A 23917-nucleotide genomic window follows, 5' to 3' on the forward strand; every position below is an offset into this window, starting at 1 on the left:
CCAGGTTGGCATTTTGCTTGACCTGGTTTTGTTGCGTCTTTTAGCCTTTAAAGATGCAGGTTGTTTTATCCGTTAACTGCTAGTTTGATTTAATTTTAAATGACAATAAAAACTAGGATGGTGATTAATATGTCAGTTAGAGGCAGAATTTTGAATGCCAAAGGAGATTTGTCAGAAGCTGAACGTAAAGTTGCAGATTATATTCTGACGCATCAACAACAAGTTTTAAAAATGACGATTAAAGAGTTGGCCAAAGCAGCCAATTCCAGTCCAGCATCAGTTATTCGTTTAACCAAACGTTTAGATATTGATAGTTTTACAACACTCCGAATTTTATTATCTTCAGATTTAACGAAGAATCGAACGGATCCGAAAGACCATGAAGACATTAAGAAAAATGAGCCGTTGTCGTCGATTAAAGATAAACTTCTTTCCAGTGCATTACAGTCAATTCGCGAAACGACAGATCAAGTTAATGAAGACGAGGTTAATCATCTTGTAGACGCCATTATTCATTCACAACGCTTGTTTATTTTTGGAATCGGCGCTTCTTACTTGGCTGTAGAAAACATCTCGCAAAAGTGGAACCGGATTGGTTATCCCACAGTAGCGGATAACGATTTAAACGCACTATTGCCAAAAATAGTCAACGCAGGTAAAAAAGATGTTCTGTGGGTTATTTCTAATTCTGGTGAATCGCCAGAAGTTTTACTTGCTGCACAAACAGCTAAAAAATATCATATTAAAGTTGTTTCTTTGACGCGTTTTGGCAACAATAGTCTGGCTAAGTTATCTGATATTAGTGTTCACACTTCGCAACCAATGGAAAGTTCTAATCGGATTGCAGCCACGAACTCATTACTTGCACAATTCATGCTAATTGATATCATTTTTTATTTCTTCGTTAGTAAGACTTTTGATAAAAGTGCTAAGGCTTTGGATATTTCGCATGCTATTGTTCAAGAATATAAAGAAACCATGTTGAAATAAAATTTCAAAGTTATTATTTGCTTGGTTAATTGCGGAATCATTAATTTTGAATTCAATCGGCGTAATTGAGCTAAAGATTGTCGATGGTATTTGTACTTGATTCAAGTCTCCAATAATTAGTCATGTGATTTTTACTAACTTAAAGATACTAGACTAATCTTTAAATTAGCGATTAACTGGTATTGATATTTGTGAATTAGTTAAATCAAATAAAAAAATATATCAAAATAAAATATTTTTACAATAACATGTTGAAATTAAATTTCACCATGTTATAATATTTTTTGAAGGCGGATACACGCCGGAGCAACTTGCAATTATTTTGTAACAAAAAATAGGAGGAGTGATTTTCATGGATAAAATCATGAAATGGGTCGAAGATAAATTAGTACCACCAATGGCCAAAATTGGGACACAACGTCACCTTTTAGCTATTCGTAATGGTGTTGTATCTTCACTTTCATTAATTCTGATTGGTACGTTCTTCATGGTCTTCATCAACTTACCAATCCCAGCCTTTGCTAAGGCATTGGCACCATATACGGCAACAATCGTTTTGCCATACCGAATGACGATGGGCTTAATGGCAATTTATGCCACATTCGTTATGGGGGCTGACTTAGCGAAGTCGTATAAGTTAGATGCTGTTACTGGTGGTATTTTGTCATTAGGTACATTCTTTATGTTCCAAGTACCTGTTAATGTCTTAACACCAAAATCAGCACCACTTGGTTTCGTTTTACCAATGGCTTATACTGGTGCTTCAGGTATGTTTACTGGTATCGTTTCAATGATCTTTGCCGTTGAAGTTTATCGCTGGTTTAAGACGCATAACGTTACCATCAAAATGCCTGATCAAGTACCACCTGCAGTTTCACGTTCATTTGAAGCTTTAATTCCTGGCTTTGTGATTATTACTGCCGTTTGGTTGGTTCGTGATGTTGCTGGTTTTGATTTAAACTCAGCTTTAATGGCATTATTCAAACCAATCACAGGTATTTTAGGTAATAACTTATTTGGTGCTTTGTTACCAATGTTCTTGATCCATATCTTATGGTCATTTGGTATTCATGGTATGAGTATTATTGGTTCACTTGTTCGCCCAATGTGGTTGATCATGTTGGATGATAATGCTAAGGCATTAGCTGCTGGTAAAGCTGCAACTAACTTACCTTATATCGCACCAGAACAATTGTACCAATGGACCGTTACTATCGGTGGTGCCGGCGCTACTTTAGTCGTTGCTATCTTATTCTTAACTGTTTGCCACTCTAAGTTCTTAAAAGAAGTTGGTCGCTTCTCAATTATTCCTGGTATCTTTAACATCAACGAGCCAATGATCTTTGGTGCTCCTATGATGCTTAACCCATACATGTTTATTCCATTTAACGTTGTTCCACTTGTTTTAACAACAATTAGTTATCTTGCCGTTAAGGGTGGTTTGGTCAATGGCTTTACCACATTACCTGCTTGGACATTACCTGCACCAATTGGTGGTTATCTATCAGCTGGTAACGACTGGCGCGTTGTTGTTTTAATCTTAATCAATATGGTTATCGCTGCTTTGATTTACTATCCATTTATTAAAGCTTACGATAAACATATGATGGAACAAGAAGCAGGCGAAGCTGAAGAAGGAAATGAAACAGCTCAAACTGCTAACGCAAACTTCTAGAGGTGTAATATGCTATATTGGCTATTAGTTTTTATCGGTTTTATTATTCTATTGGTTGCAAGTAACTTCTTATTGAAGTTCTTAAAGCAACACGGCATTAAAATTAATCGTTGGGTCTGGGCAGCTGCCTCATTCTTAGTTGTGATCATCCCCAAAGTGATCTTTCCTAAAATGGGTACACCTGTAACGATCGTGCTACTTGCTTTTTGTGGTGTTTTTGCGATTAACTTTATGACTGAGCAACATCAATGGATGATCGATAAGAAGATATAGTCAGTAATCCAGCTTTACGCTATGATTATTTCTTGAACTAAACACAAACCCATGTGTGATCATTACGATTTCAATTAAATATTAACTGTCAATTATCAAAAAAGGTTCACTCATTTGATGAGTGAACCTTTTTAATTTGGTTAAAAACTTTACGCAAGCCATAATTATTTGATTGATTTACCGATAACAGTTACTTATAATTATCTAGATATGGCCTTGTGTGATAATTTAAATAAAATTATTTGCTTGGTTATTTATCTATTTTAGAAATAACATAGGAAGTAAGCATAATAATTTGTTAGTTTAAAACGTGCTATACTGATCGTGGATTGAAGGGAGATGATGGCTGCAGTGATAAAAAATAAGTTGTTTTCAAAAATTGTCAAAATAGTTTCATTTATTTTTAGTTTAGCAATAATTCAATCTACATTAAGTCCTGTCATTGTTTCTGCAGTCGTGGAGGACGGTACGTCTACTCAGGAAACTAGTGTGACAACGTCTTCAGAAAAAACGTCGGAATTAAATAATAAATCAAGCTCACAAAGCACATTAAATAAGTCTTCTACGTCTTCCTCATCAGCGACGTCCGGCAGCCTAAACAACTCATTTTTAAGCAGTAGTTCAAATAAAACTGTAAAAAGTTCGAATGGTGATACTGACAAGAAAACAAGGGCTACGGCACCCATAACTAAAGTTGACCCGACTAATATTTCATCATTAGTAACAAACGGATATGCGCTGGGGGCTGCGTCAAACTTTAACTTATTTGCAACCGATACGCTTAAATTAAGTGGAAATGCTCCAAATGCAAGAATTGGTGCCAATACATTTAATGGTACGGATTCTCAGGTGACTCTTGGGTGGACAACCGGAACAAAAGGTGACGACACTCATATGCTAGTTGCAAATACGCTTCAAGGTACGTATGGCACAAAATTTGCAACAAGTAAAACAACTGGAATTTATGCTGCGGAGAGTTCTACGGCTCCGGTATTAAAGAATACTAATGGTGAGGATGTCAACCCGGATTCATTAAATACAGTTACCGATTTTTCTAGGACAGGTATAAGTTCGTTTTCTCAAACGAGTGAACAATTACAATCAGTGAGTGACTTTTATGCATCTACCGATCAAGTTACGAAAGTGTTTTCTGATAAATTTGTTAAGATTGTTGATCTAACAGATAGTGATATGATTTCACAAAAGGGAATTGATAAAACAATAACGGATTCAGGTACGCATCAATTTTTAATCGTTAATATTCCAGCTACTTCAGAAGATCAATTGAAATATAACGGGTACCTACTGCATGTTAATATTAAGTATATTACAAAGGCAGTTAATCCCATTGTGATTTTGAACTTTCCTAATTTGAAGACCTTATCATTAGAGCAGGCCGATGATTTATTGAATGTTAGTTATGGAGCAAATGAGGCGAATCAAACTAGCATTACCGATAAGAGCCGAATTTTAATGAATTTTCCCAATGCCTCTGATTTAAGTATTCAACAAAATTTTGTCGGAACATTGCTTGCTCCTGCAGCGACTGTGTTAATTAAGGGGCTCAAACTTAATACAACTTTTAGTGCTGCCTATGCTAAAAATATTGAGATGACTAACGGAACGACATCCTCAGGTTCTGACGGTGTCTTTAATCCACCGGAATTTGGTGATCCTAATAATCAAGGTGGAAGCACTGAAACAGATGAAATAACCAAGGCTGATGTGACTAAAGTGCCTGCTAGTGGTTCTGCCTCAACCAAGTCTTTTAAGGATGATCAGCAAACATTAAGTGACTTCAAGTATAACGATACGCTTAAATTTGATATTGGTTGGCAAGGCTATGCTGACGCCGAATTGTATCGTTCAACTGATGGAACAACTTGGACCAATATTAACACCGATATCAAAACAGGTGACGATGGTAATAAGACATATACTTCGGCAGACTTTTCTCCAGGTAAAGATGTGAAATTAACAGTTGATGGCAGTAACGGAACGCAACAAATCTTCAAGACTACAGGTAATAAGACTTATTCTTTTGCACTCGTTAAGAGCAATCAAAAGACATTAACGGATGTTAGTGATGCTGTTTGGCAAGGACAGGTTGCAACATCTACCGCGGATTTTACATTAGCTGTACCCGACAAGATTGACTTTTCAATCGATTATTCAAAACTTAAAACGGATAGTGATGGGGATTTGCTAGCAACGCCTAAAGAAACGCCTGAATTAGTGTTGTCGAATGACTTAGAAGCAGACTTTTCATTAACACTGAAAAGTGATGCAACCGCCGATCAAACAGAACCCAAAAATGAACAGACGAACGTATTTTTAGGTGCACAGAGATTTAAGTTCATTTCTAATAATCAAGCTATTTATTTGGCTAATAATTTAGAATTATTTAGCAAGTCGGTGCCAATTGATGGCGTTTTGGCGGTCGCTCAAGATCCGCTGGAACCTAAAGTGGAAAAGTATCAATTAACTGGTTTTCAGGTAAAGGTGCCGCTGACACTAGCTTCAACTGCGGCAATAGTAGGATTAGATTGGCAGCTAACCCTTGGTGAGTAAGTTTTATAAACGTGTTTTCAAAATAACAAATGGTTGTTTACTTTCTGTAAGTTTTGACTTATAATTTACTCTGGCTGAAAATGAATGTAAATTATTAAATATATGAAAAAATTAGCAATTAAAAAGGAGATCAAAAATATGAAATTTACTAAATTAATGACAGTTTCAAGTTTAGCATTATTACTCGCAGTTACTGGTGTAGGCGCAACACAGGCTTCTGCAGCTACTGATGATACAACGGCAACAACGACTGCTGAATTTTCAATTGAAAACGGTACGTTAACATTGGATAAAGCACCAGATTTACAATTTGGTAAAGTTAATATTGCCGATGTTTTATCAGGTAAAACAACCTCATTATCACTAGCTAACAATTCAGTTAGCAAACAAGTTGCGGGTGAAACAACTGCTAAGGCACCAACAGAAGGTGTTATTCAGGTTACCAACTATGATGCAACTGTTGCTAGCTGGAATTTAACAGCGAAAGCAACAGCTTTTGACGGAATGACAGGTGTCAAAATGAATATTGCACCACAAAATGTTAAAACTACTAATGGTTCTAAAACAGCAGCGACTTCAACACCTGGTTCTGATAGCGATGTTATTAATGACGCAGTAGATGTACTTGACGGTGCCCCAGCTATGGGTGTTACAACTGCTGACGTTAAAAAAGATGATAGTAAGGCGGCTGCAACTTTAGACCTTTCAGGTGTTAAAGATGCTAGTCAAATTACTACCGGTACACATCAATCAACTGTTACTTGGACGTTATCAAGTACAGCACCAGCTAATGCTGCTAAATAAGTTATTCCAAATTTAATAAGATATCTTTTAGGTTGAATCACGTTTGATTCAGCCTTTTTATTTAAGGATTTCTTTTTAGTATCCTAGGAGAAGATGAACAATGAGAGTTAGACGCTTTAAACATTCAGTGCTGTTACTGTTGACTACTATTTTAGTAGGTCTATGTTTCTTAAAGTCACAGTTAGTTAGTGCAGCTGGAACAAGTTTTACAATGGGAATTGATCAACCCACAAATCAGATTGAAAAGAACACTAATTACTTCAATCTGTTAGTTAAACCCAAGCAAGAACAAACATTGACGATTGTACTGAAAAATTTAGTTAATAAGCCTAATAAAATCACAGTTACACCGGTATCAGCTTATACGAATAACAACGGGATTATTGATTACAAGACCAATATTACTTCGGCGAAAACCGCTGCTAAGTATCAATGGGCTGATTTAGTTTCGCCCAATTCAGTGACAATTGAAGTGCCAGCAAACAGCACCCGTAATATTAATTTCACTTTGAAAGTGCCCAACGATACTTTTTCTGGTTTAATTGATGGTGGTTTCCGAGCAACGTCTACCAGCGATGCTGTAACAACACAAGCTAAAAAAGGGCTAAACATCAAAAATAAATATGCCATGATTATTGGTGCGACAGTACAAATGTCTAAAGATTATGTTTCTCCTGAATTAAAATTAAATGATATTCAACCAGCTTTGGTTGCGAATACAACCACACTTTTAGCCAATATTGAAAACACTAAACCATCGTTATTCGGTAAAATGACGATTGATGCTAAGGTGACGAGGCGTGGCAGTGATAAGGTTTTGCATTCGGCTAAACGAACCAATCTGTCGATGGCCCCACTCTCCAACTTTAACTATCAAATTGATTGGGGTCGTGAGCAGTTCAAAAACGGTAAATATACGCTATATTTAACTGCTAAGTCTGGGAGTAAAACTTGGAAATTCACGCGTAATTTTACAATTGCGGCAGCAAGCGCCGAAAAGGTTAATAAAAAAGCTGTCAACTTAAAGAAGCCAAATTATTGGTGGATCTGGTTATTACTAGGTCTTTTATTATTAATATTAATCATTCTACTTATCATTTGGAAACGTCGTAAAAAAGATGATGACGATGAACCAAAAGCTGAAGAAAGCAAGTCTACCTTAAAAGAAACAAAAGATACTCCTGATCCAGATAAAAATTCCAAGCCAACCGATAATTAAAGAATATCGATTAACAAAAACACCCTGAAAAGCCTACTGAATCTTTCAGGGTGTTTTATTATGTCATTTTTATTGACGCTTAACTTTGTCTAACCATTGACTAAGAATATCGCGATCAACCAACTCAACTCCGACACCAGCTGCTAATTCTTGGGCGCCAGGTGAAAAAGTGGTGTTGGTAATGACCACGGGATTTTGTAACTGATAAAAAGCACAACCAGTAAAAATCTCTTGAACGGCACTGTTATCAACGGGATGCTCGTAACGCTTGCACTGAAAACCGTAAGTTTCACCGTTTAACATCGCAGTGATGTCAACGCCCTGATCCCGAGTTGCTGGCGTAACGACGACATCTTCAAAACCACTTTTTTCTAAAAGTTTAGCTGTATAATTTTCAAAATCAAGACCAGACATTTTATCAATGCGTCTTAAATTAGTTCGACGAAAATCAAAAAAGTAGAGATAGGCTGAAATTCCCCACCAAACGATTAAACCCAAGGCAGCAATAATTAACCAGGCCTTAATGGTATTTTGTTGACTGAGTACTAAATATTGATGGGCAAAAATATAAATTATCCAGACAATAGCAGTTAATGCTGTTGCAATATAACGAAAAATTCTCATAAAAGAGCTCCTTAATAATCGAACGTATGTTTTAATATAACAAATAATAAGTTGAACAACAAGCGTTATCAGTGCTCACTACTTGAACTTAAGGCTTTTTAACAAAGAAAGTAAAACATATACAGGGCTGATGTCTAAGCTATACAATATAGAAGAAATAATAGTGCTGTTAATAATCTAAGGAGGAATAGATTAATGACTAACTTTAAGTTTGGGATTATGGGAACTGGGGGAATTGCCAATAAATTTGCTGAAGCCGTCGCATTAGTTGATAACTGTGAAATTGTAGCTGTTGCTAATCGTCATCTTGAGCGTGCTGTCTTATTTGCAAAAAAATACCAAATTCCTAATTATGGTGATGATTTTGAAAAGATGTTGGTTGAGCAGCAATTAGATGCTGTTTATATCGCTACAACAACGAATGTACATTATCGCTTAACCAAATTATGTTTGAAACACCGGGTGCCTGTAATTTGTGAAAAAGCAATGTTTATGAATTCAGATGAAGCAATTGACGCCTTAACTGAAGCTGAAGAAAAAAAGGTTTTTGTGATGGAGGCCATGTGGAGCCGCTTCTTACCTGTTTATCGCCAAGTCTTAAATTGGTTAGCAGATGATCGAATTGGCCAGTTAAAATTAACCAACTATGATATGGGATTTGTTGCTGAAGATAATCCCGATAATCGCTTTTTTAACCCCGATTTAGGCGGTGGTGCAACTTATGACTTGGTTGTTTATCTGTTTGAATTATCAACATTGTTAATGGGCAATGATTATTATAAGACAGATGTCGCTACAATTTGGCACCATGGTGTTGATGCAACCGATCATGTCACACTTCACTATTCAGAAGCTTTAGCAACAATGACAGCAAGCTTTTTGACACGTTTAAGCGGCGATTTAGTGGCTTATGGAGAGCGGGGTAAAGTTGTGATACCTCACGCTAATGGTGCCACTGAAGCGATGTTATATGATAATCAAGGGCAATTGGTTGAACATTATCAAGACACTGAAACGACTAATGGTTTTGTCTATCAAATTCAAGAAGTGATGGACTGCGTTCAAAATGGTGCGTTACAAAGCGTTCTGGTACCACATGATTTAACAATTGCTAGCGCACGTTTGTATGATCAAATTTGGCAAAATAAATCATAACTTTAAGATTTATGGATTTAAATGGTTGTTGTCACGCTCGTTTAAAAAGCGTCATCATGCTCTTGACTTTAGTCCTAGAACAATGATACGCTGGTGCTAATTTAATAATTAAAGTCTTTCCCAGTAGTTGTTAAGAGGTCGCTCAGAAAGCTGATGGTCGCTGTGAATCAGTCGCTTCTTAATCAACGAATTACACTAGACACTTATTTGGCTTTGTTCACCATAAGAACTTAAAGTTGTCTGCATTAGCAGGTAATTGGGTGGTACCGCGGTAAATTATCGTCCCTGATCATTTTTTGATCAGGGATTTTTTAGTATCTGCAGATGAACGAACCAATGAATAAGTTAAGTATAGGGAAGAAAAAATCAATAAAGGAGTTTTTATAATGGAAAGAAATGAAATTTTAGCTGATTTAGAGTGGCGTGGCGCAGTCAATCAAGTAACTGATCTTGATGGCTTACAAAAATTAACAGAAGAAAAGGCAGTTTCATTATATTGTGGTGCAGATCCAACTGGTGATTCATTGCATATTGGCCATTTAATTCCCTTCATGATTTTGAAACGATTCCAAATGGCCGGGCATCATCCAATCATTGTTATCGGTGGTGGAACTGGTTCAATTGGTGATCCATCAGGTCGTAAATCAGAACGCCAATTACAGACAATGGATCAAGTGCAACACAATAAAGAAGCTTTGACGAAACAAATGACTCGCTTGTTTGGAACTGATAACTTCGATATTGTCGATAACTATGACTGGCTTTCTAAAATTAGCTTATTGGACTTTCTTCGTATTTACGGTAAAGAATTCCCAATTAATGTCATGTTAAATAAGGAAGTCGTGGCTTCCCGTTTATCAGCTGGTATTTCGTTCACTGAATTTACGTATCAAATTTTACAATCAATTGATTTCTTAACGCTTTATCGGGAACATGATGTGCAATTACAAATCGGTGGTGCTGATCAATGGGGTAATATTACTGCCGGCACGGATTTGATTCATAAACTTGAAGGCTCAGAAGCACGCGTTTATGGTTTAACCATTCCTCTAATGTTGAAAGCTGACGGGACTAAGTTTGGTAAGACTGCTGGTGGGGCTGTCTGGTTAGATGCTGAAAAGACGACACCATACGAGTTCTACCAATTCTGGTTAAACCAAGATGATCGCGATGTGGTTAAATACTTGAAGTACTTCACATTCTTGTCACATGATGAAATTGAGGCTTTGGCCGAAAAGGTAGCCACTGAACCTGAAAAGCGTGAAGCCCAACGGACATTGGCCCGCGAAGTAACGAACTTTGTTCATGGTCAAAAAGCTGTTGAAGAAGCAGAACACATTTCTGCGGCACTCTTTACAGGTAATTTAACAGATTTATCTGCTGAAGAGATTGAACAAGGATTTAAAGGTATGCCAAGTGTTACAATTGCACCAACTAAAATTAATTTAGTAGAGTTCTTGGTTGATTTAACGAAGATTGAACCAAGTCGTCGTCAAGCCCGTGAAGATATTCAAAATGGCGCTATTTACGTTAACGGACAACGCCAAAATGAAACTGATTTTGAAGTTGATACTAATGCTGCCTTTGATGGTAAATTTGTGATTATTCGTAAAGGTAAGAAGAAATACACATTGGTACGAATTGCTGACTAATTTAAATATTCAATGAAAATTGCCAGAACAAATGTTTAGTTTGTTTTGGCAATTTTTGTTATGATGGTAAAAGTGCATTCTAATCAATAGAGACTTTAACTTGAATGTTCTGATCAATAATAAGATTGATTGTTATGCTATTGTAATATGTGTGTAACCTGAATTAGTTATACTGGCAATTAATGACAGATGTAGGAGTGTAATTTTTTGGGGAAATTAACAAATCGTTTATGGGCAGCTATTGCAATAGTTCTATTAGGTAGCCCAATTTTAATAAAAGCAAATAATGTTCAGGCTGATAAGGTTGCGGAAACTAAATCGGCAATTTCTAATAACAAAAGTGATTCAGAGAAGTTATTAGCTCAAATTAACAAACAACAAGAAAAAGTTGACCAATTAAATAATGATGTTTCTAATAAAGTCGTGGCTATTGATGAGACACAAAAATCAATTACGTCAGTTGAAAGCCGGGTTAAAGAACTTAATGGTGAAATCAGTCAGGCTGAGGCAGAATTAAAAGCACGGAAATCCGTTTTGCGGGAACAGTTGATTGAATTGCAAAAGAAATCAACCAATAGTGTCTCTGGTAATGTTTATATTGACTTTATTTTAAATAGCGATGACTTCACTGACTTAATTTCGCGGACTTTTGCTGTGGGTAAGTTAAATAAAGCCAATAAAGATGCTATGGATGCAGTTACGGCTGCTAAAGAGAAATTAGCATCTTTAAAGACGGAGCAAGAAACTAAGAAGCAAGACTTAGTGACAACTAAAGATAAGTTAACTAAGCAAAAAGAAGACTTAGTCACCGCCAAAAAAGAGGCAGAAACTGCTCAAGATAGTTTGCAAAAGCAACTTGATGATAATAAGACGACGCTAGCAGGACTTCAAAAAGAATTAAATGCAGCTGTTGCAGCAGCTGCAGCTAAATTAAAAGCAGAGCAGGAAGCTCAAGCTAAAAAAGCCGCTGAAGCTGCTGCAGCTAAGGCTGCCCAAAAAGCTGCTTCAACAGCAGCTAAAGCGTCAAGTAAAAGCTCAGCGTCTGTAAGTCGTACGAGTCAAGCGATAAGTAGTTCTAGTACTAAGGCCACTACAGATACAAGTTCAGTTACTACTGATTCTTCTGAAACAACAACTAAAACTAATGACTCAAACCAAGATACAACTGCTGATTTGCCAGTAGTTTCTGGTGGTTCAATGATTAGCGTTGCTGCCCAATTTGTTGGTGTGACACCTTACGTTTATGGTGGCACAACACCAGCTGGATTTGATTGCTCAGGTTTAGTGTGGTATGCCGCAGCACATGCCGGTGTTTCTTTACCAAGAACATCTGGTGCACAGAGTACACAAGGTTCGTATGTTGCTATTAGCGATTTACAAGCCGGTGACTTAGTTTTCTGGGGTGGTGTGGGCTCTGCTTACCATGTCGGAATTTATATTGGCGGCGGCAGTTATATTCATGCGCCTCGTCCAGGTCAAAAAGTATCCGTTGGTACAATTAGTGGCTATCGCCCAAGTTTTGGTCGACGTCTATAATAAAAAAAGAGTAACCACTTAAATGGTTACTCTTTTTTTAGTTTGTTTGAGGAATTGCATCAACAAAAATATAGCTTGCAGATTTATAACTAATTGAAATTTCTTGATGATCTTCAGTTGTGACGACGATTGGCCCTTCGAACGGTTCATGTCGTTGAATGGTAATGATCGAACCGAGTGGGAGATGCAACCCTTCAAAGTACATCAAAAATTCATGATTATCAATGACGCGTTTAACTTGAACAGTTTGTCCGTCGGCAGTATCAATTAATACTTGATCACTTAGGTCGCTTAAATCGGCATTACCAGGCACTAAACCACCATGAGGACAACGCTTGGGATCTTGTAGAAAATCGTTTAAACGTTGAATGAGCATGCCATCAGTCGCATGCTCTAGAGCATCTGCTGCTTCATGGACTTCGCTAATGTTGTAATTCAGTTTGTCGTGGAGAAAAACTTCCCAAATACGATGACGCCGAACTAAGTTAGTTGCAATTTTAGTACCTTTTTCAGTTAAAGAGATTTCATTATAAGGTGTATGTTTAACGAGCTCTTCTTTAGAAAGACTGGTTAGCATTTCGGTAACCGAGGGTGCGCTAACTTGTAAGATATCGGCGATGTTTTTATTGGTGATTTTACGCCGATCATGTGATAGCTCATAAATTGCTTTTAAATAGTTTTCTTGATTTGGTGACATCAGCCGACCTCCAGCAATGACTTGTATTCTTATTATAACGTATTTGGCAAACTTTAAATAGTTTCAAAAATATAGAATCACTAACTTTAAAACATGGCTTAAATCTGCGCTTGAATGCCTTGAAAACACTGCTAGCATCGGCTTTTGATCTTGATGGTGAAGACTGTTTTTTAAAGTGGGTTGACACGTAAGCATTTATCTTGTAAAGTGGCGTCATTGGCTTGAATATTAAGTGATAGGATACATTAATTCAACACTTAGTTATCACAGGCTATTTTTTATGGACGCATGTTAATTCTGATGACTAATTACAGGATTCTTATTATGGCTCGATTAGTTAAGATTTATACATAAAGACCATTTTTAAATGACAAAGTGGCCTTGAATAAGCCCCTAGTGGGTGAATATCATAGTTAAAGTTTCACCGTTGAATTGATCGAAGACATGTATTCTTCCTGTAATGTTATTTGTGATTTAAATGCGCTACAATGAGTTATCATCGCTTTTTTGCTAAGTTGGAGGAAGTTAAAATGCGTTTGAATAAAAAGAAGCGGAGTACCATTTCCGTTGCGGGATTATTGATTACAATCGGGATTGTTTATGGTGATATTGGTACGTCACCATTATATGTTATGAAGACAATCATTGGCGACAATGGTGGTTTAACAACGGCGACTCGTGAAATGATTATGGGGAGTATCTCGTTAATTTTTTGGACGGTTATGTTATTAACCACCGTTAAATATGTTCTGATTGCGTTGCAGGCATTAAATCATGGTGAAGGTGGGATTTTCTCACTATATGCTTTGGTTAGGCGTCGTGCTAAATGGTTAATCTATCCAGCTTTAATTGGTGGTGCCGCTTTACTTGCAGACGGTATGTTAACGCCAGCTGTGACGGTAACTACTGCCATTGAAGGTCTAAAGGGAATTGACTTTAATGGGATAACGTTTGTCACAACGCAGCAAGAAGTTATTATCATTACGATTGTGATTCTATCAGTGCTCTTTATGATCCAACGCTTTGGCACTGGTGTTATTGGTCGTGCATTTGGCCCCATCATGTTTATTTGGTTCCTATTCTTGGGCGTCACTGGCTTTTTACACATGTTGGCTGACTTATCTATCTTGAAGTCATTGAACCCTTATTACGCAGTTAAACTGCTCTTCTTTAGTCCAGACAATCATGTAGGTGTCTTTATACTCGGTAGTGTCTTCTTGGCGACAACAGGTGCTGAGGCGCTTTATTCAGACGTTGGCCATGTTGGTCGAGTGAATATTTATGGCAGTTGGCCTTTTGTCTTTGTTAGTTTGATGCTTAATTATTTAGGCCAAGGTGTCTGGGTGATGAACAATGCAAATAATGCCGCATTAGGTCATGACGCAACATTTAATCCTTTCTTTGAAATGTTACCAGGTCAATGGCGCTTAATTGGGATTGTTTTAGCAACATTAGCGGCCATTATTGCTTCACAAGCTTTAATTACTGGGTCTTATACCTTAGTTTCTGAAGCTGTGCGCTTAAAGTTCTTCCCTCGAATGAAAATTATTTACCCATCAGAAAAGCATGGGCAAATTTATATCCCACTAGTTAATTCTATTTTATGGGTTGCTTGTATTATCATTATTTTGTTCTTCCGGACATCAGCTCATATGGAAGCAGCGTATGGTTTAGCTATTACCGTAACGATGTTAATGACGACGTTACTGTTATACCAATTCCTACGTCAAAGTAATGTGAAGATGATTTGGGCAGGGGCCATGGTTGTTTTCTTTGGCGCAGTTGAAACAATGTTCTTGATTTCTTCATTGGTTAAATTTGTCCATGGTGGTTATGTAACAGCCATCATCGCTGGTTTAATTCTTCTGGTCATGTATATTTGGTACTATGGTAATCGAATTCGCGACACAGAAGAATTCCAATCAGCCTATATCAGTCTTAACGACTATAAAGATCAATTGGTTAAATTAAGCAATGATGATTCAATGCCAATTTTCAGTGATAATGTTGTTTATATGGCTAAGGTTAAGCCGGGCAGCATGATTAAACGGGAAATATTATATTCGATTCTCGATAAGCGTCCTAAACGGGCTAAAGCTTATTGGTTCGTCACAGTTAATGTCACAGATGATCCTTATACTGCTGAGTATAGCGTCGATACGATGGGCACACGTAATGTTATTAACGTTCAATTGTACTTAGGCTTCAGACGTGAACAACGTGTGAATGTTTACTTACGGGCGATTGTTCATGAAATGATTGCACGTGGCCAAATCGATCCACAACCACAGAAATACACGACAATTCGTGGTCGTGATGTGGGCGACTTTAGTTTCGTAATCGTTCAAGATGTTATTTCACCACAAACGCAAATTGGTGCTTTTGAACGGGCGATTATTTCCTTGCGGGTTGGTTTACAAAACATCACCAGCAATCCTGCTTCTTGGTTTGGCTTGGAGTTTGCGGATGTTATTGTCGAAAAAGTGCCATTAATTCTCGGTAAAACTAAACCATTAAGTTTACGTTATTTAAACCGTGAAAAAGCACGAGTATTGCATTCACGCTTGCATAAAGAGCAAGAACTTAAACACATCAAAGTTCCTGATTTAGAAGACAAAGATGAGTTTGAAGATCAATAAAATAAAACCCGCGGCTAATATTGGCCGCGGGTTTTATTTTTAACTCATTCGAACAATAAAAAAACTCTGGACAATTACATCCAGAGTTTTTTACATTAAGCCGTCTAGCGGATTCGAACCGCCGACCTCATCCTTACCATGGATGCGCTCTACCTACTGAGCTAAGACGGCATTAACAATAAATAGTATATAGAATGAAAGAACAAATTGTCAACTGGAATTTTTAGGCCTTAGTGGTGTTAAAAATAGAGCAGCATTCTCATATTTGTTTAATCAAACCTCTAATGTTACAATCGTTTTAATTATTGAAATTATATTGAGAAGGGTTGTTAGCCAATGAAATCGAATCATTTATTTGTGCGTGGCGGTGCTGGTGATACAACAGCAGCTGAAGCAACACGTGCACAAGATAATCTTTATTTATCTGTTAATGGTGAGTGGGCTAAAACTGCTGAAATTCCAGCAGATCGTTCTACTACTGGCGGTTTTGCAGATTTAGCTGTTGGTGTTGAAGAACGATTATTAACAGACTTTGCTAAATTTCGTCAAGATTTGACACAAATTAGAACACCAGAACTTCAAGAAGCTGTTAAGCTTAATCAATTGGCATTAGATTTTAAGAAACGTGACGAAGATGGCACGCGACCTGCTGATGCCATGTTAAATAAACTTGATAAATTACAAAATTGGTCTGATGTGAATCAGCATTTGGCTGACTTAATTAAAGATGGCACGGCCTTGCCATTTAGTCTTGGCGTGGAACCAGACATGAAAAACACATCCGTTTATCTATTATATGTCGATGTTCCGGGATTGATTCTACCAGATAAGACTTACTATGCTGCTGACAATGAGAGTGGTCAACAGTTATTAGCCGTTTGGAGTGAAATGGCAATCGCAGTTTTACAAAAATTTGGTTACGATGAGACTCAAGCAACACAATTAGTTGACCAAGCCAAAGCCTTTGATGCTGCTATTGTGCCATTTGTTAAGAATTCCGAAGAGTTAGCTGATTATACAAAGCAATACAATCCGTATGAGTTTGCTGACTTTTTGAAATTAACACCTGAAATTGATTTTGCAACGGCTATTCCAGAAATCCTGGCTAGCACGCCAGAAAAGATTGTGTTAACTCAGCCAAAGTACTTTGAAAATCTGAGTAAATTAGTCACACCAGCAACTTTTGACCAATATAAGAGCTGGTTAATTGTCAATGAAATTTTAAGCACGACTGGTTTTTTAAGTGAGGAATTACGCCAGTTAGGTGGAACTTATGGTCGAGCAATTAGTGGTCAAAAGGAAGCAGCCAATCAGGAAAAACATGCTTATCGTTTAGCAAATGGTTACTTCTCTGATGTTGTTGGTCAGTATTATGGCGCAACTTATTTTGGAGATACTGCTCGTCAAGATGTCACGGCCATGATTAAGACTATGATCAATGTTTATAAGCAACGCTTGGCTAATAATGCTTGGTTATCTCAAGCAACGAAGGATAAAGCAATTGTTAAATTAAACAATATTGTGATTAAAGTCGGCTATCCTGATCAAGTTCGGGCTATTTATAGCCAATTAAAAATTAAAACAGCTGCTGAAGGCGGCGATTTATTAAATAATATTTTGAATCTAGCTAAGATTTTCCGTTTGGATAATTTTGCGAAGATTAAACAACCAGTTGATCGCACACGTTGGGCAATGCCTGGTAATTTAGTTAATGCGTGCTATGATCCAAGTTTTAACGATATTACGTTCCCAGCAGCCATCTTACAAGCACCATTCTATAGCTTAGAGCAAACTAATTCTCAAAACTATGGCGGCATTGGTGCGGTTATTGCCCATGAAATTTCCCACGCTTTCGATAATAATGGTGCTAAATTTGATGAGCAAGGTAATATGGTTAATTGGTGGACAGATGCTGACTACACAGCTTTTGAAGAACGCACACAAGCGATGATTCAAGAGTTCGATGGTATTTCTTACGCAGGATCTCAAGTAAACGGCAAGTTGGTCATCAGTGAAAACGTTGCTGATGGCGGTGGCTTGAGTTGTGCACTTGAAGCAGCTAAAGAAGATGACGATGTCGATTTAAAGGCCTTTTTCAATAATTGGGCTAAAGTTTGGCGGATTAAGGCTACTAATGAATATCGGCAACTGCTATTATCAATTGACGTCCATGCGCCTGGTCCATTACGTGCTAACGTTCAGGCACAAAATATGGATGATTTTTATCAAGCTTTTGATGTCACTGAACAAGACGGTATGTGGTTAGCGCCAGAAGACCGTGTTAATATTTGGTAAGCTTAATTATCATGAATAGCTATGAACAATAATTTGTTCATAGCTATTTTTTATGAATTGCTTAGTGACAATTTTATTGGCATAATAAATGCAATATTTCGTCGTCATCAGTATTGAATTTAATCAATAAAAGCAAATATTTCTTGAGAGTGAGTTGATGATATGGATGATTTAATTGAGCAGCAAGCGGCTTGGGATGACTTTGCAGAAGAATATTATGCTACGGAGCAAGCTAGTCAATTGCCTTATGTTACAGACGTTTTAAGCTATCTGCAACAAGCGCAACTATTACCTCAGCAACTATTGGACTTAGGTAGTGGCGCGGGACGCTTTACCTTGCCATTTGCCCAAGCAGGTGTACGAGTTACGGCTGTTGATTTCTCAAAAAAAATGTTAGCAATTTTAAGAAAAAGAGCGACACATCAGAATTTAACGCAATTAATCGTAACGAAAAAGGCATCGTGGCAACAATTAGTCCAGGAAAGTCAAGATATACCAGTGCTTTGGATAAGTATGTTACCAGACATAACGGCTCAACAAATGTTACAGATTAGTCGACTGATTACAGAAAAGCTATTGATATTTCGCTTGACTCAAGTTAATGATCCGCTATTAACCCCTTTGTTAGCTAAATTGGCATTACCGCCAGAGCGCCCAGAGATTCAATCAGAGTTAATGGTGCAATATCAGACAATATTACAGCCGGAGTTTCAGCATAGTCAGATGCAATTCTTTAACTATCAACTAACAGAAGAACTATCAGAAACAGAATTGTGGGATTACTTACGAGATTATCCGGAAATAACGTCAGAAAAATTTGAATGGTTACAAACAAAAATAAGGCCAAAGTTAAATCAAGGTCGATTGAAGAGCGTTTTGGATTATCGATTCGAATTATTAATTTTAGAACGGTAAAACGCTGCCAATTGTTTAAACAACTATCCGAAAACGCTGCCATTTTATGATATTATTTAAAGAGTAAAGTCAGTTAAAACGAAACACAATATATTTGGAGGCAATTTTAATGGCAGTTATAATTTTTGATTTTGGTGGTACTAGTGTTAAATATGGTGTTTGGGCACAAAATGAACTTGGTCAAAATGGTTCCTTTAAGACACCAGCAACTTGGGAAGAGATGCAAAAACAATTACAGGCTACTTTTACACAATTGAAGTCAACAGTGTCAGATGTTCAGGGGGTAGCCTTGTCTTTGCCGGGAGTTGTTGATAATGAAAAAGGTGAAATTCGTGGGTTAAGTGCGATTCCTTATATTCATAATTTTCCAATTAAGGCTGCTTTTTCTGAGTTGTTTGATCATTTACCAATTGCGATGGAAAATGATGCTAATTGTGCCGCTCTTGCTGAACTATGGCTGGGAAGTGCTAATGACGTTAATAGTGCCATGGTAATTGCTTTAGGAACAGGCGTTGGCGGCTCGGTTATTATGAATCATCAATTAGTTCGCGGCCGTAATTTAGTTGGTGGCGAATTTGGTTTTATGCAAATGACACCTGAAGAAACTTGGAGCAAGATTGGGACCGTTGTTACGGCTGTACAACGTTATAATGATCAAAGCGGCGAAGCTGCAATTAATGGTACTGAATTATTTGATCGGGCAGATGCCGGTGATGAGTTAGCTCAAAAAGAAGTTGAGAAGTTTTATCATTATAATGCCGTTGGTTTGTACAATTTAATTAGTAGCTTTAATCCAGATCGGATTATTCTTGCTGGTGGTGTTTCTGCACGTCCAGACTTAGCTGATATTTTAATTCATCGCGTCACTAATCTTTTGAAGTGGGCTGGTCTGTCTGAACCGACTGTTGACATTCAGACAAGCCGGTTCTCTAATGATGCTAATTTAATTGGCGCTGTTAAGAACTTTAAGGATTGCTATTCAGATATCGATTTGAAGTGACAAAAGTGTTCGCTCAAGATGATGGGTTATTCATGCTAAAAAAGAGGGGAATTGCTATAATCGTTTTAAGTCATTATTTATCAACTTAATGAAGTTAAAGGGGGATAACCAATGAGCGATCGCACAAGCCGCCGCTTGATTAATATTGCATCGTTGCTTTCAGTATTGGCTATGATTGCTTTAGCGATATATTGGTATCGTTTAGGAATTTTTCGTAGTCAGGCAGCGTTAGATCAGTATATTCATCAACGGCATATTATTGGACCACTAATTTTTATTTTGATTCAAATTATTCAGGTGGTTATTCCGGTAATTCCTGGCGGTGTGAGTACTGGTGTGGGTGTGATCTTGTTTGGACCTCTTTACGGTTTTATTTATAATTACGTAGGTATTGTCATTGGCTCATTTATTAATTTCTTTTTAGCGCGCCGTTATGGACAAAACTTCATTTTGCATATGATTCCGCAAAAGACTTTTGAAAAGTACTTCAATAAAAATAAATTTCGTAGCCAAAAAGCTTTTGATTTATTTTTTGCACTAGCGATTTTCTTGCCTGTGGCACCAGATGACGTCTTGGTAATGATTGCTGGGTTGACTAAGATGACTTGGACAAAGTTTTCGGCTATTATCATTTTACTTAAGCCATTTACCATTGCTGCTTACAGTTTTGTTTTGGTTTATGGTGGGCAATTGCTTTTAAATTTACTTCGTTAATTAATTAAAACGACTGGGGCTTAATTAGTTCCAGTCGTTTTTGTTGAGTTACTTTGAGTATTATCAGCATAAGTTATGTAAAATAAAGAGTAGTGGTTATTTTACTGAGGTGGTTGATGAATTGGAAAATCAAACAATTTACTTAAGAACATTTATAGATACTGATGTGGCTTTTATTTTGAAACTAGGGTCAGACGATCTTTATCGGCAAACGGCAGGCTTTGCGGCAATTCACACGGCTGAAGAGGCACAGAAAATTTTACAAATTTATCAAAAACATCCTAACGACTATGTCATCTGCCTGAAAGCAACGAATCAACCGATTGGTTTTATTGAGTTAAACGAACGTGGAATTGATGAGCGAAGTCATTTAGCTGATACCCGTGAAGTTGGCTTTATTTTATTAAAGGAGTTTTGGGACCAAGGTTATATGACGATGGCATTAATGTTAGTTTTTGATCATGCTTTTGATGAAATGAAAATTTCAGAAATTTGGGCAGGACATTATGAAAATAATCGCCGTTCTGCGCACTTTTTACAAAAAATAGGGTTTGAGTTTAAGTACGATGTTCAGATGCCTTTTCCATTTATTGAGCAAGCGAATGAAAAATATTATTTATTGACGCCTAGCAGATGGCAACGGTTTCGAGATAAATTGCGCTAGACTAGGCATTTTGCTGTGCTATACTAGTTTGTGAGGATTTTATAGGAGTGATAACATGGCGGATAATGATGCGATGCAACAACGAATGAAAGAGATCGAAGCTAATTCGGAACTGCGCCTATTACGTAGTGAAAATAATGACGTGCCGCTAGCTGACGATAACCGACATATCCAACAATATTTAGTGTATACCGACTTTCAGTTCGATAATAAAATGCAAAAAACGAATTCGATTTTTGTATATACGCCTTGGATGAATCTAGATTCACAAGGCCGAACACGAACTGATTTTCAGAACCAATTATTGTTTGAATACAATGGTTGGGAAAAGAAAGTTCATATTACAGTTTTAGAAACATTAGGTTCAGCATCGCAACTTGCCTTTTTTGATTATCAGAATCATGGTTTAGCTCAACTTTCACTTCGAGCATTAATTAGACTCGCACAGAGAATGGATGTTACCACGATTGATGCCGCGTTATCTTCTTTTGATGGCGAAGATGACTTTAAGCGAATTAAGAATTTGTTCACTAAAGTTGGCTTTACTGTAGCTGACGAAAACAAAGATTTGGGCATTGCCAAATTTATCTATCAATTTGACTAAAATAGAGATTGTGCTAATTTTTAGCACAATTTTTTTATTGCTTTCTTCCTAATAAGACTGTGCCGAAAAACGTGGCATTTCTAATAAAAAAATGTTACATTATATGTATTCAAACACGTTGAGGAAAAATTTAAGCCGATTTCAGAGAGACAGCGGTTGGTGTGAGCTGTTATTAAGCTATTCCATTTTCCTAGTGGGCGGTGATGAACCGCACGGCCTAGTCGTTAATCAGTTGAGTGCAAGCATAGCTTGAAAATGGGTGGTACCGCGAAGTGACCAGTTCGTCCCTTTATGGGGATAAACTGGTTATTTTTGTACTTAATTTTACTAATCAGAATAATAGAAGGGATGTTTTATATGTTAGATTTAAAATTAATTCGCCAAAGACCAGACTGGATTAAAGAGAAATTATCTTCACGCGGGGTTACTGCTGAAGAAATCGATGAATTACTAGGTTTAGACGAACAACGTCGCGCTAAAATTGTTGCTGATGAAAACTTGAAGAAGAAACGTAATGACGTTTCTGAACAAATTGCGCAAATTAAGCGCGAAAAAGGTGATGCTAGTCAAGCAATCAAGGATATGCGTGAAGTTGGCGCTCAAATTAAACAGTTGGATCAAGAAGTTGCAGAACTAGATGAAAAGGTAACTTATATCTTAGTGCGCTTGCCTAATATTCCTGACGATTCTGTTCCAGTTGGACCAAACGAAGATTACAATGTAGAAATTCGCAAGTGGGCAACACCACGTGAATTTGATTTTGAACCTAAGGCACATTGGGAAATTGGGGAAAACTTAGGGATTTTGGACTTTGAACGTGGTGCTAAAGTAGCCGGTGCACGTTTTGTCTACTATAAAGGTTTTGGCGCGAAGCTAGAACGGGCACTTTATAACTTTATGTTAGATGAACATAGTAAAGAAGGTTATGAAGAAGTTATTCCGCCATATTTAGTGAATAACGATGCTATGTTTGGTACGAGTCAATTCCCTAAATTTACAGAAGATGTCTATACAGTTATCAATGAAGGGGATCCATTAACTTTAATTCCAACTGCTGAAGTGCCATTAACTAACTATTACAGTCATGAAATTATTGATGGTGCTAAATTACCAATTTATCTGACAGCATTAACACCATGCTTCCGTTCAGAAGCAGGTAGTGCTGGTCGTGATACTCGTGGTTTGATTCGCTTGCACCAATTTAATAAAGTTGAAATGGTGAAGTACGTTAAGCCAGAAGATTCATTTAATGAACTAGAAAAATTAACGGCAGATGCTGAAGATATTCTCAAGAAGTTGAAGCTACCATATCATGTCATCACGTTAGCTTCTGGTGATGCTAGCTTCTCATCAGCTAAGACCTATGATATAGAAGTATGGTTACCTGCTCAAAACACTTATCGTGAAATCTCAAGTTGTTCTAATTGTACTGATTTCCAAGCCCGTCGTGCCCAAATTCGTTATCGCGATGAAAATGGTAAGGTTCAGTATTTGAATACATTGAACGGTTCTGGTTTGGCAGTTGGTCGGACAGTTGCTGCTATTTTAGAAAATTATCAAAACGAAGATGGTTCAGTAACAGTTCCTGAAGCTTTAGTGCCATATATGAATGGTGTTACAAAACTGATTGCTGAAAACTAATAGAAACAGTTAAAAATGTTGTGGCGTAATTACGCTGCAACATTTTTTTGTGGGCTGAATTCCCGGTATAATAAGGATTTAAAACTTTTCTGAAAAAAGTTCAAATTTATAGTTGACGAATACTGCTGAAGTTGGTAATATATTACATGTTGCTGATAGCGATAAACATGTTTTGCTTATCAATTAGTAACACAGTAGGCCTTTGAAAACTGAACAAAGTTTCGAGTAATGTGCAGGGTTTATTACATT

General features: G+C 37.1%; 19 protein-coding genes and 1 tRNA gene. 17 read left to right on the top strand and 3 right to left on the bottom strand.

The window, feature by feature from the left end; translation table 11 throughout:
- Positions 1 to 129: 129 nt before the first annotated feature.
- The 6 genes from FC84_RS05520 (at position 130) to FC84_RS05550 (ending at position 7532) form a co-directional block, all read left to right on the top strand.
- The gene (locus FC84_RS05520) at positions 130 to 990 is read left to right on the top strand and encodes a MurR/RpiR family transcriptional regulator (protein WP_057756626.1); all 861 of its coding nucleotides are present in this window, start codon (positions 130 to 132) and stop codon (positions 988 to 990) included.
- Between the two features lie 352 nt (positions 991 to 1342).
- Complete coding sequence (locus FC84_RS05525; RefSeq protein ID WP_057756628.1) at positions 1343 to 2665, top strand: PTS sugar transporter subunit IIC; 1323 nt, start codon at positions 1343 to 1345, stop codon at positions 2663 to 2665.
- A gap of 9 nt (positions 2666 to 2674) precedes the next feature.
- Positions 2675 to 2938: a hypothetical protein gene (locus FC84_RS05530; protein ID WP_057756629.1), complete on the top strand. Its 264-nt coding sequence runs from the start codon at positions 2675 to 2677 to the stop codon at positions 2936 to 2938.
- 894 nt (positions 2939 to 3832) lie between these two features.
- Positions 3833 to 5509 (top strand): hypothetical protein, encoded by a 1677-nt coding sequence (locus FC84_RS05540; RefSeq protein ID WP_057756633.1) that lies wholly within the window; start codon positions 3833 to 3835, stop codon positions 5507 to 5509.
- Positions 5510 to 5647: 138 nt separating this feature from the next.
- Positions 5648 to 6313 (top strand): WxL domain-containing protein, encoded by a 666-nt coding sequence (locus tag FC84_RS05545; RefSeq protein WP_057756635.1) that lies wholly within the window; start codon positions 5648 to 5650, stop codon positions 6311 to 6313.
- 100 nt (positions 6314 to 6413) lie between these two features.
- The gene (locus tag FC84_RS05550; protein ID WP_057756637.1) at positions 6414 to 7532 is read left to right on the top strand and encodes a WxLIP family cell surface protein; all 1119 of its coding nucleotides are present in this window, start codon (positions 6414 to 6416) and stop codon (positions 7530 to 7532) included.
- Between the two features lie 69 nt (positions 7533 to 7601).
- Here the strand turns inward: FC84_RS05550 and FC84_RS05555 are convergent, their stop codons facing one another.
- Positions 7602 to 8156: a restriction endonuclease gene (locus FC84_RS05555; RefSeq protein ID WP_057756638.1), complete on the bottom strand. Its 555-nt coding sequence runs from the start codon at positions 8154 to 8156 to the stop codon at positions 7602 to 7604.
- Between the two features lie 195 nt (positions 8157 to 8351).
- Here FC84_RS05555 and FC84_RS05560 point away from each other — a divergent pair, with 195 nt between their 5' ends.
- The 3 genes from FC84_RS05560 to FC84_RS05570 all read left to right on the top strand — a co-directional run bounded on the left by FC84_RS05560 (position 8352) and on the right by FC84_RS05570 (position 12499).
- Positions 8352 to 9311: a Gfo/Idh/MocA family protein gene (locus tag FC84_RS05560; protein ID WP_057756640.1), complete on the top strand. Its 960-nt coding sequence runs from the start codon at positions 8352 to 8354 to the stop codon at positions 9309 to 9311.
- A gap of 386 nt (positions 9312 to 9697) precedes the next feature.
- Complete coding sequence (tyrS, locus tag FC84_RS05565) at positions 9698 to 10963, top strand: tyrosine--tRNA ligase (RefSeq protein WP_057756642.1); 1266 nt, start codon at positions 9698 to 9700, stop codon at positions 10961 to 10963.
- 207 nt (positions 10964 to 11170) lie between these two features.
- Positions 11171 to 12499 carry a C40 family peptidase gene (locus FC84_RS05570; protein ID WP_057756644.1) on the top strand — a complete coding sequence of 443 codons (1329 nt, stop codon included), beginning with the start codon at positions 11171 to 11173 and terminating at the stop codon, positions 12497 to 12499.
- Positions 12500 to 12536: 37 nt separating this feature from the next.
- Here FC84_RS05570 and FC84_RS05575 read toward each other — a convergent pair whose 3' ends face one another.
- Positions 12537 to 13196: a metal-dependent transcriptional regulator gene (locus tag FC84_RS05575; protein WP_057756647.1), complete on the bottom strand. Its 660-nt coding sequence runs from the start codon at positions 13194 to 13196 to the stop codon at positions 12537 to 12539.
- 536 nt (positions 13197 to 13732) lie between these two features.
- Here FC84_RS05575 and FC84_RS05580 point away from each other — a divergent pair.
- The gene (locus tag FC84_RS05580; RefSeq protein ID WP_057756685.1) at positions 13733 to 15835 is read left to right on the top strand and encodes a KUP/HAK/KT family potassium transporter; all 2103 of its coding nucleotides are present in this window, start codon (positions 13733 to 13735) and stop codon (positions 15833 to 15835) included.
- Positions 15836 to 15933: 98 nt separating this feature from the next.
- On the opposite strand, the gene FC84_RS05585 is transcribed toward FC84_RS05580, so the two are convergent.
- Positions 15934 to 16006: transfer RNA gene (locus FC84_RS05585), tRNA-Thr, on the bottom strand.
- 165 nt (positions 16007 to 16171) lie between these two features.
- Here FC84_RS05585 and FC84_RS05590 point away from each other — a divergent pair.
- The 7 genes from FC84_RS05590 (at position 16172) to serS (ending at position 23668) form a co-directional block, all read left to right on the top strand.
- Entirely contained in the window at positions 16172 to 18130 is a 1959-nt protein-coding gene (locus tag FC84_RS05590; RefSeq protein WP_083479550.1) for a M13 family metallopeptidase, read from the top strand.
- A gap of 162 nt (positions 18131 to 18292) precedes the next feature.
- Positions 18293 to 19045: a class I SAM-dependent methyltransferase gene (locus tag FC84_RS05595; protein ID WP_057756649.1), complete on the top strand. Its 753-nt coding sequence runs from the start codon at positions 18293 to 18295 to the stop codon at positions 19043 to 19045.
- Positions 19046 to 19154: 109 nt separating this feature from the next.
- Positions 19155 to 20045: an ROK family protein gene (locus FC84_RS05600; protein WP_057756651.1), complete on the top strand. Its 891-nt coding sequence runs from the start codon at positions 19155 to 19157 to the stop codon at positions 20043 to 20045.
- A 111-nt stretch (positions 20046 to 20156) separates the two neighbouring features.
- The gene (locus FC84_RS05605) at positions 20157 to 20759 is read left to right on the top strand and encodes a TVP38/TMEM64 family protein (protein ID WP_057756653.1); all 603 of its coding nucleotides are present in this window, start codon (positions 20157 to 20159) and stop codon (positions 20757 to 20759) included.
- 121 nt (positions 20760 to 20880) lie between these two features.
- Positions 20881 to 21423, top strand: a complete 543-nt coding sequence (locus FC84_RS05610; RefSeq protein ID WP_057756655.1) for a GNAT family N-acetyltransferase — start codon at positions 20881 to 20883, stop codon at positions 21421 to 21423.
- Between the two features lie 55 nt (positions 21424 to 21478).
- Positions 21479 to 22027, top strand: coding sequence for a hypothetical protein (locus FC84_RS05615; RefSeq protein ID WP_057756656.1), 549 nt, complete (start codon positions 21479 to 21481; stop codon positions 22025 to 22027).
- Positions 22028 to 22384: 357 nt separating this feature from the next.
- Entirely contained in the window at positions 22385 to 23668 is a 1284-nt protein-coding gene (gene serS, locus FC84_RS05620) for a serine--tRNA ligase (RefSeq protein WP_057756658.1), read from the top strand.
- Positions 23669 to 23917 lie beyond the last annotated feature (249 nt).

This window comes from Lapidilactobacillus dextrinicus DSM 20335, assembly GCF_001436095.1.
Lineage (GTDB): Bacteria > Bacillota > Bacilli > Lactobacillales > Lactobacillaceae > Lapidilactobacillus > Lapidilactobacillus dextrinicus.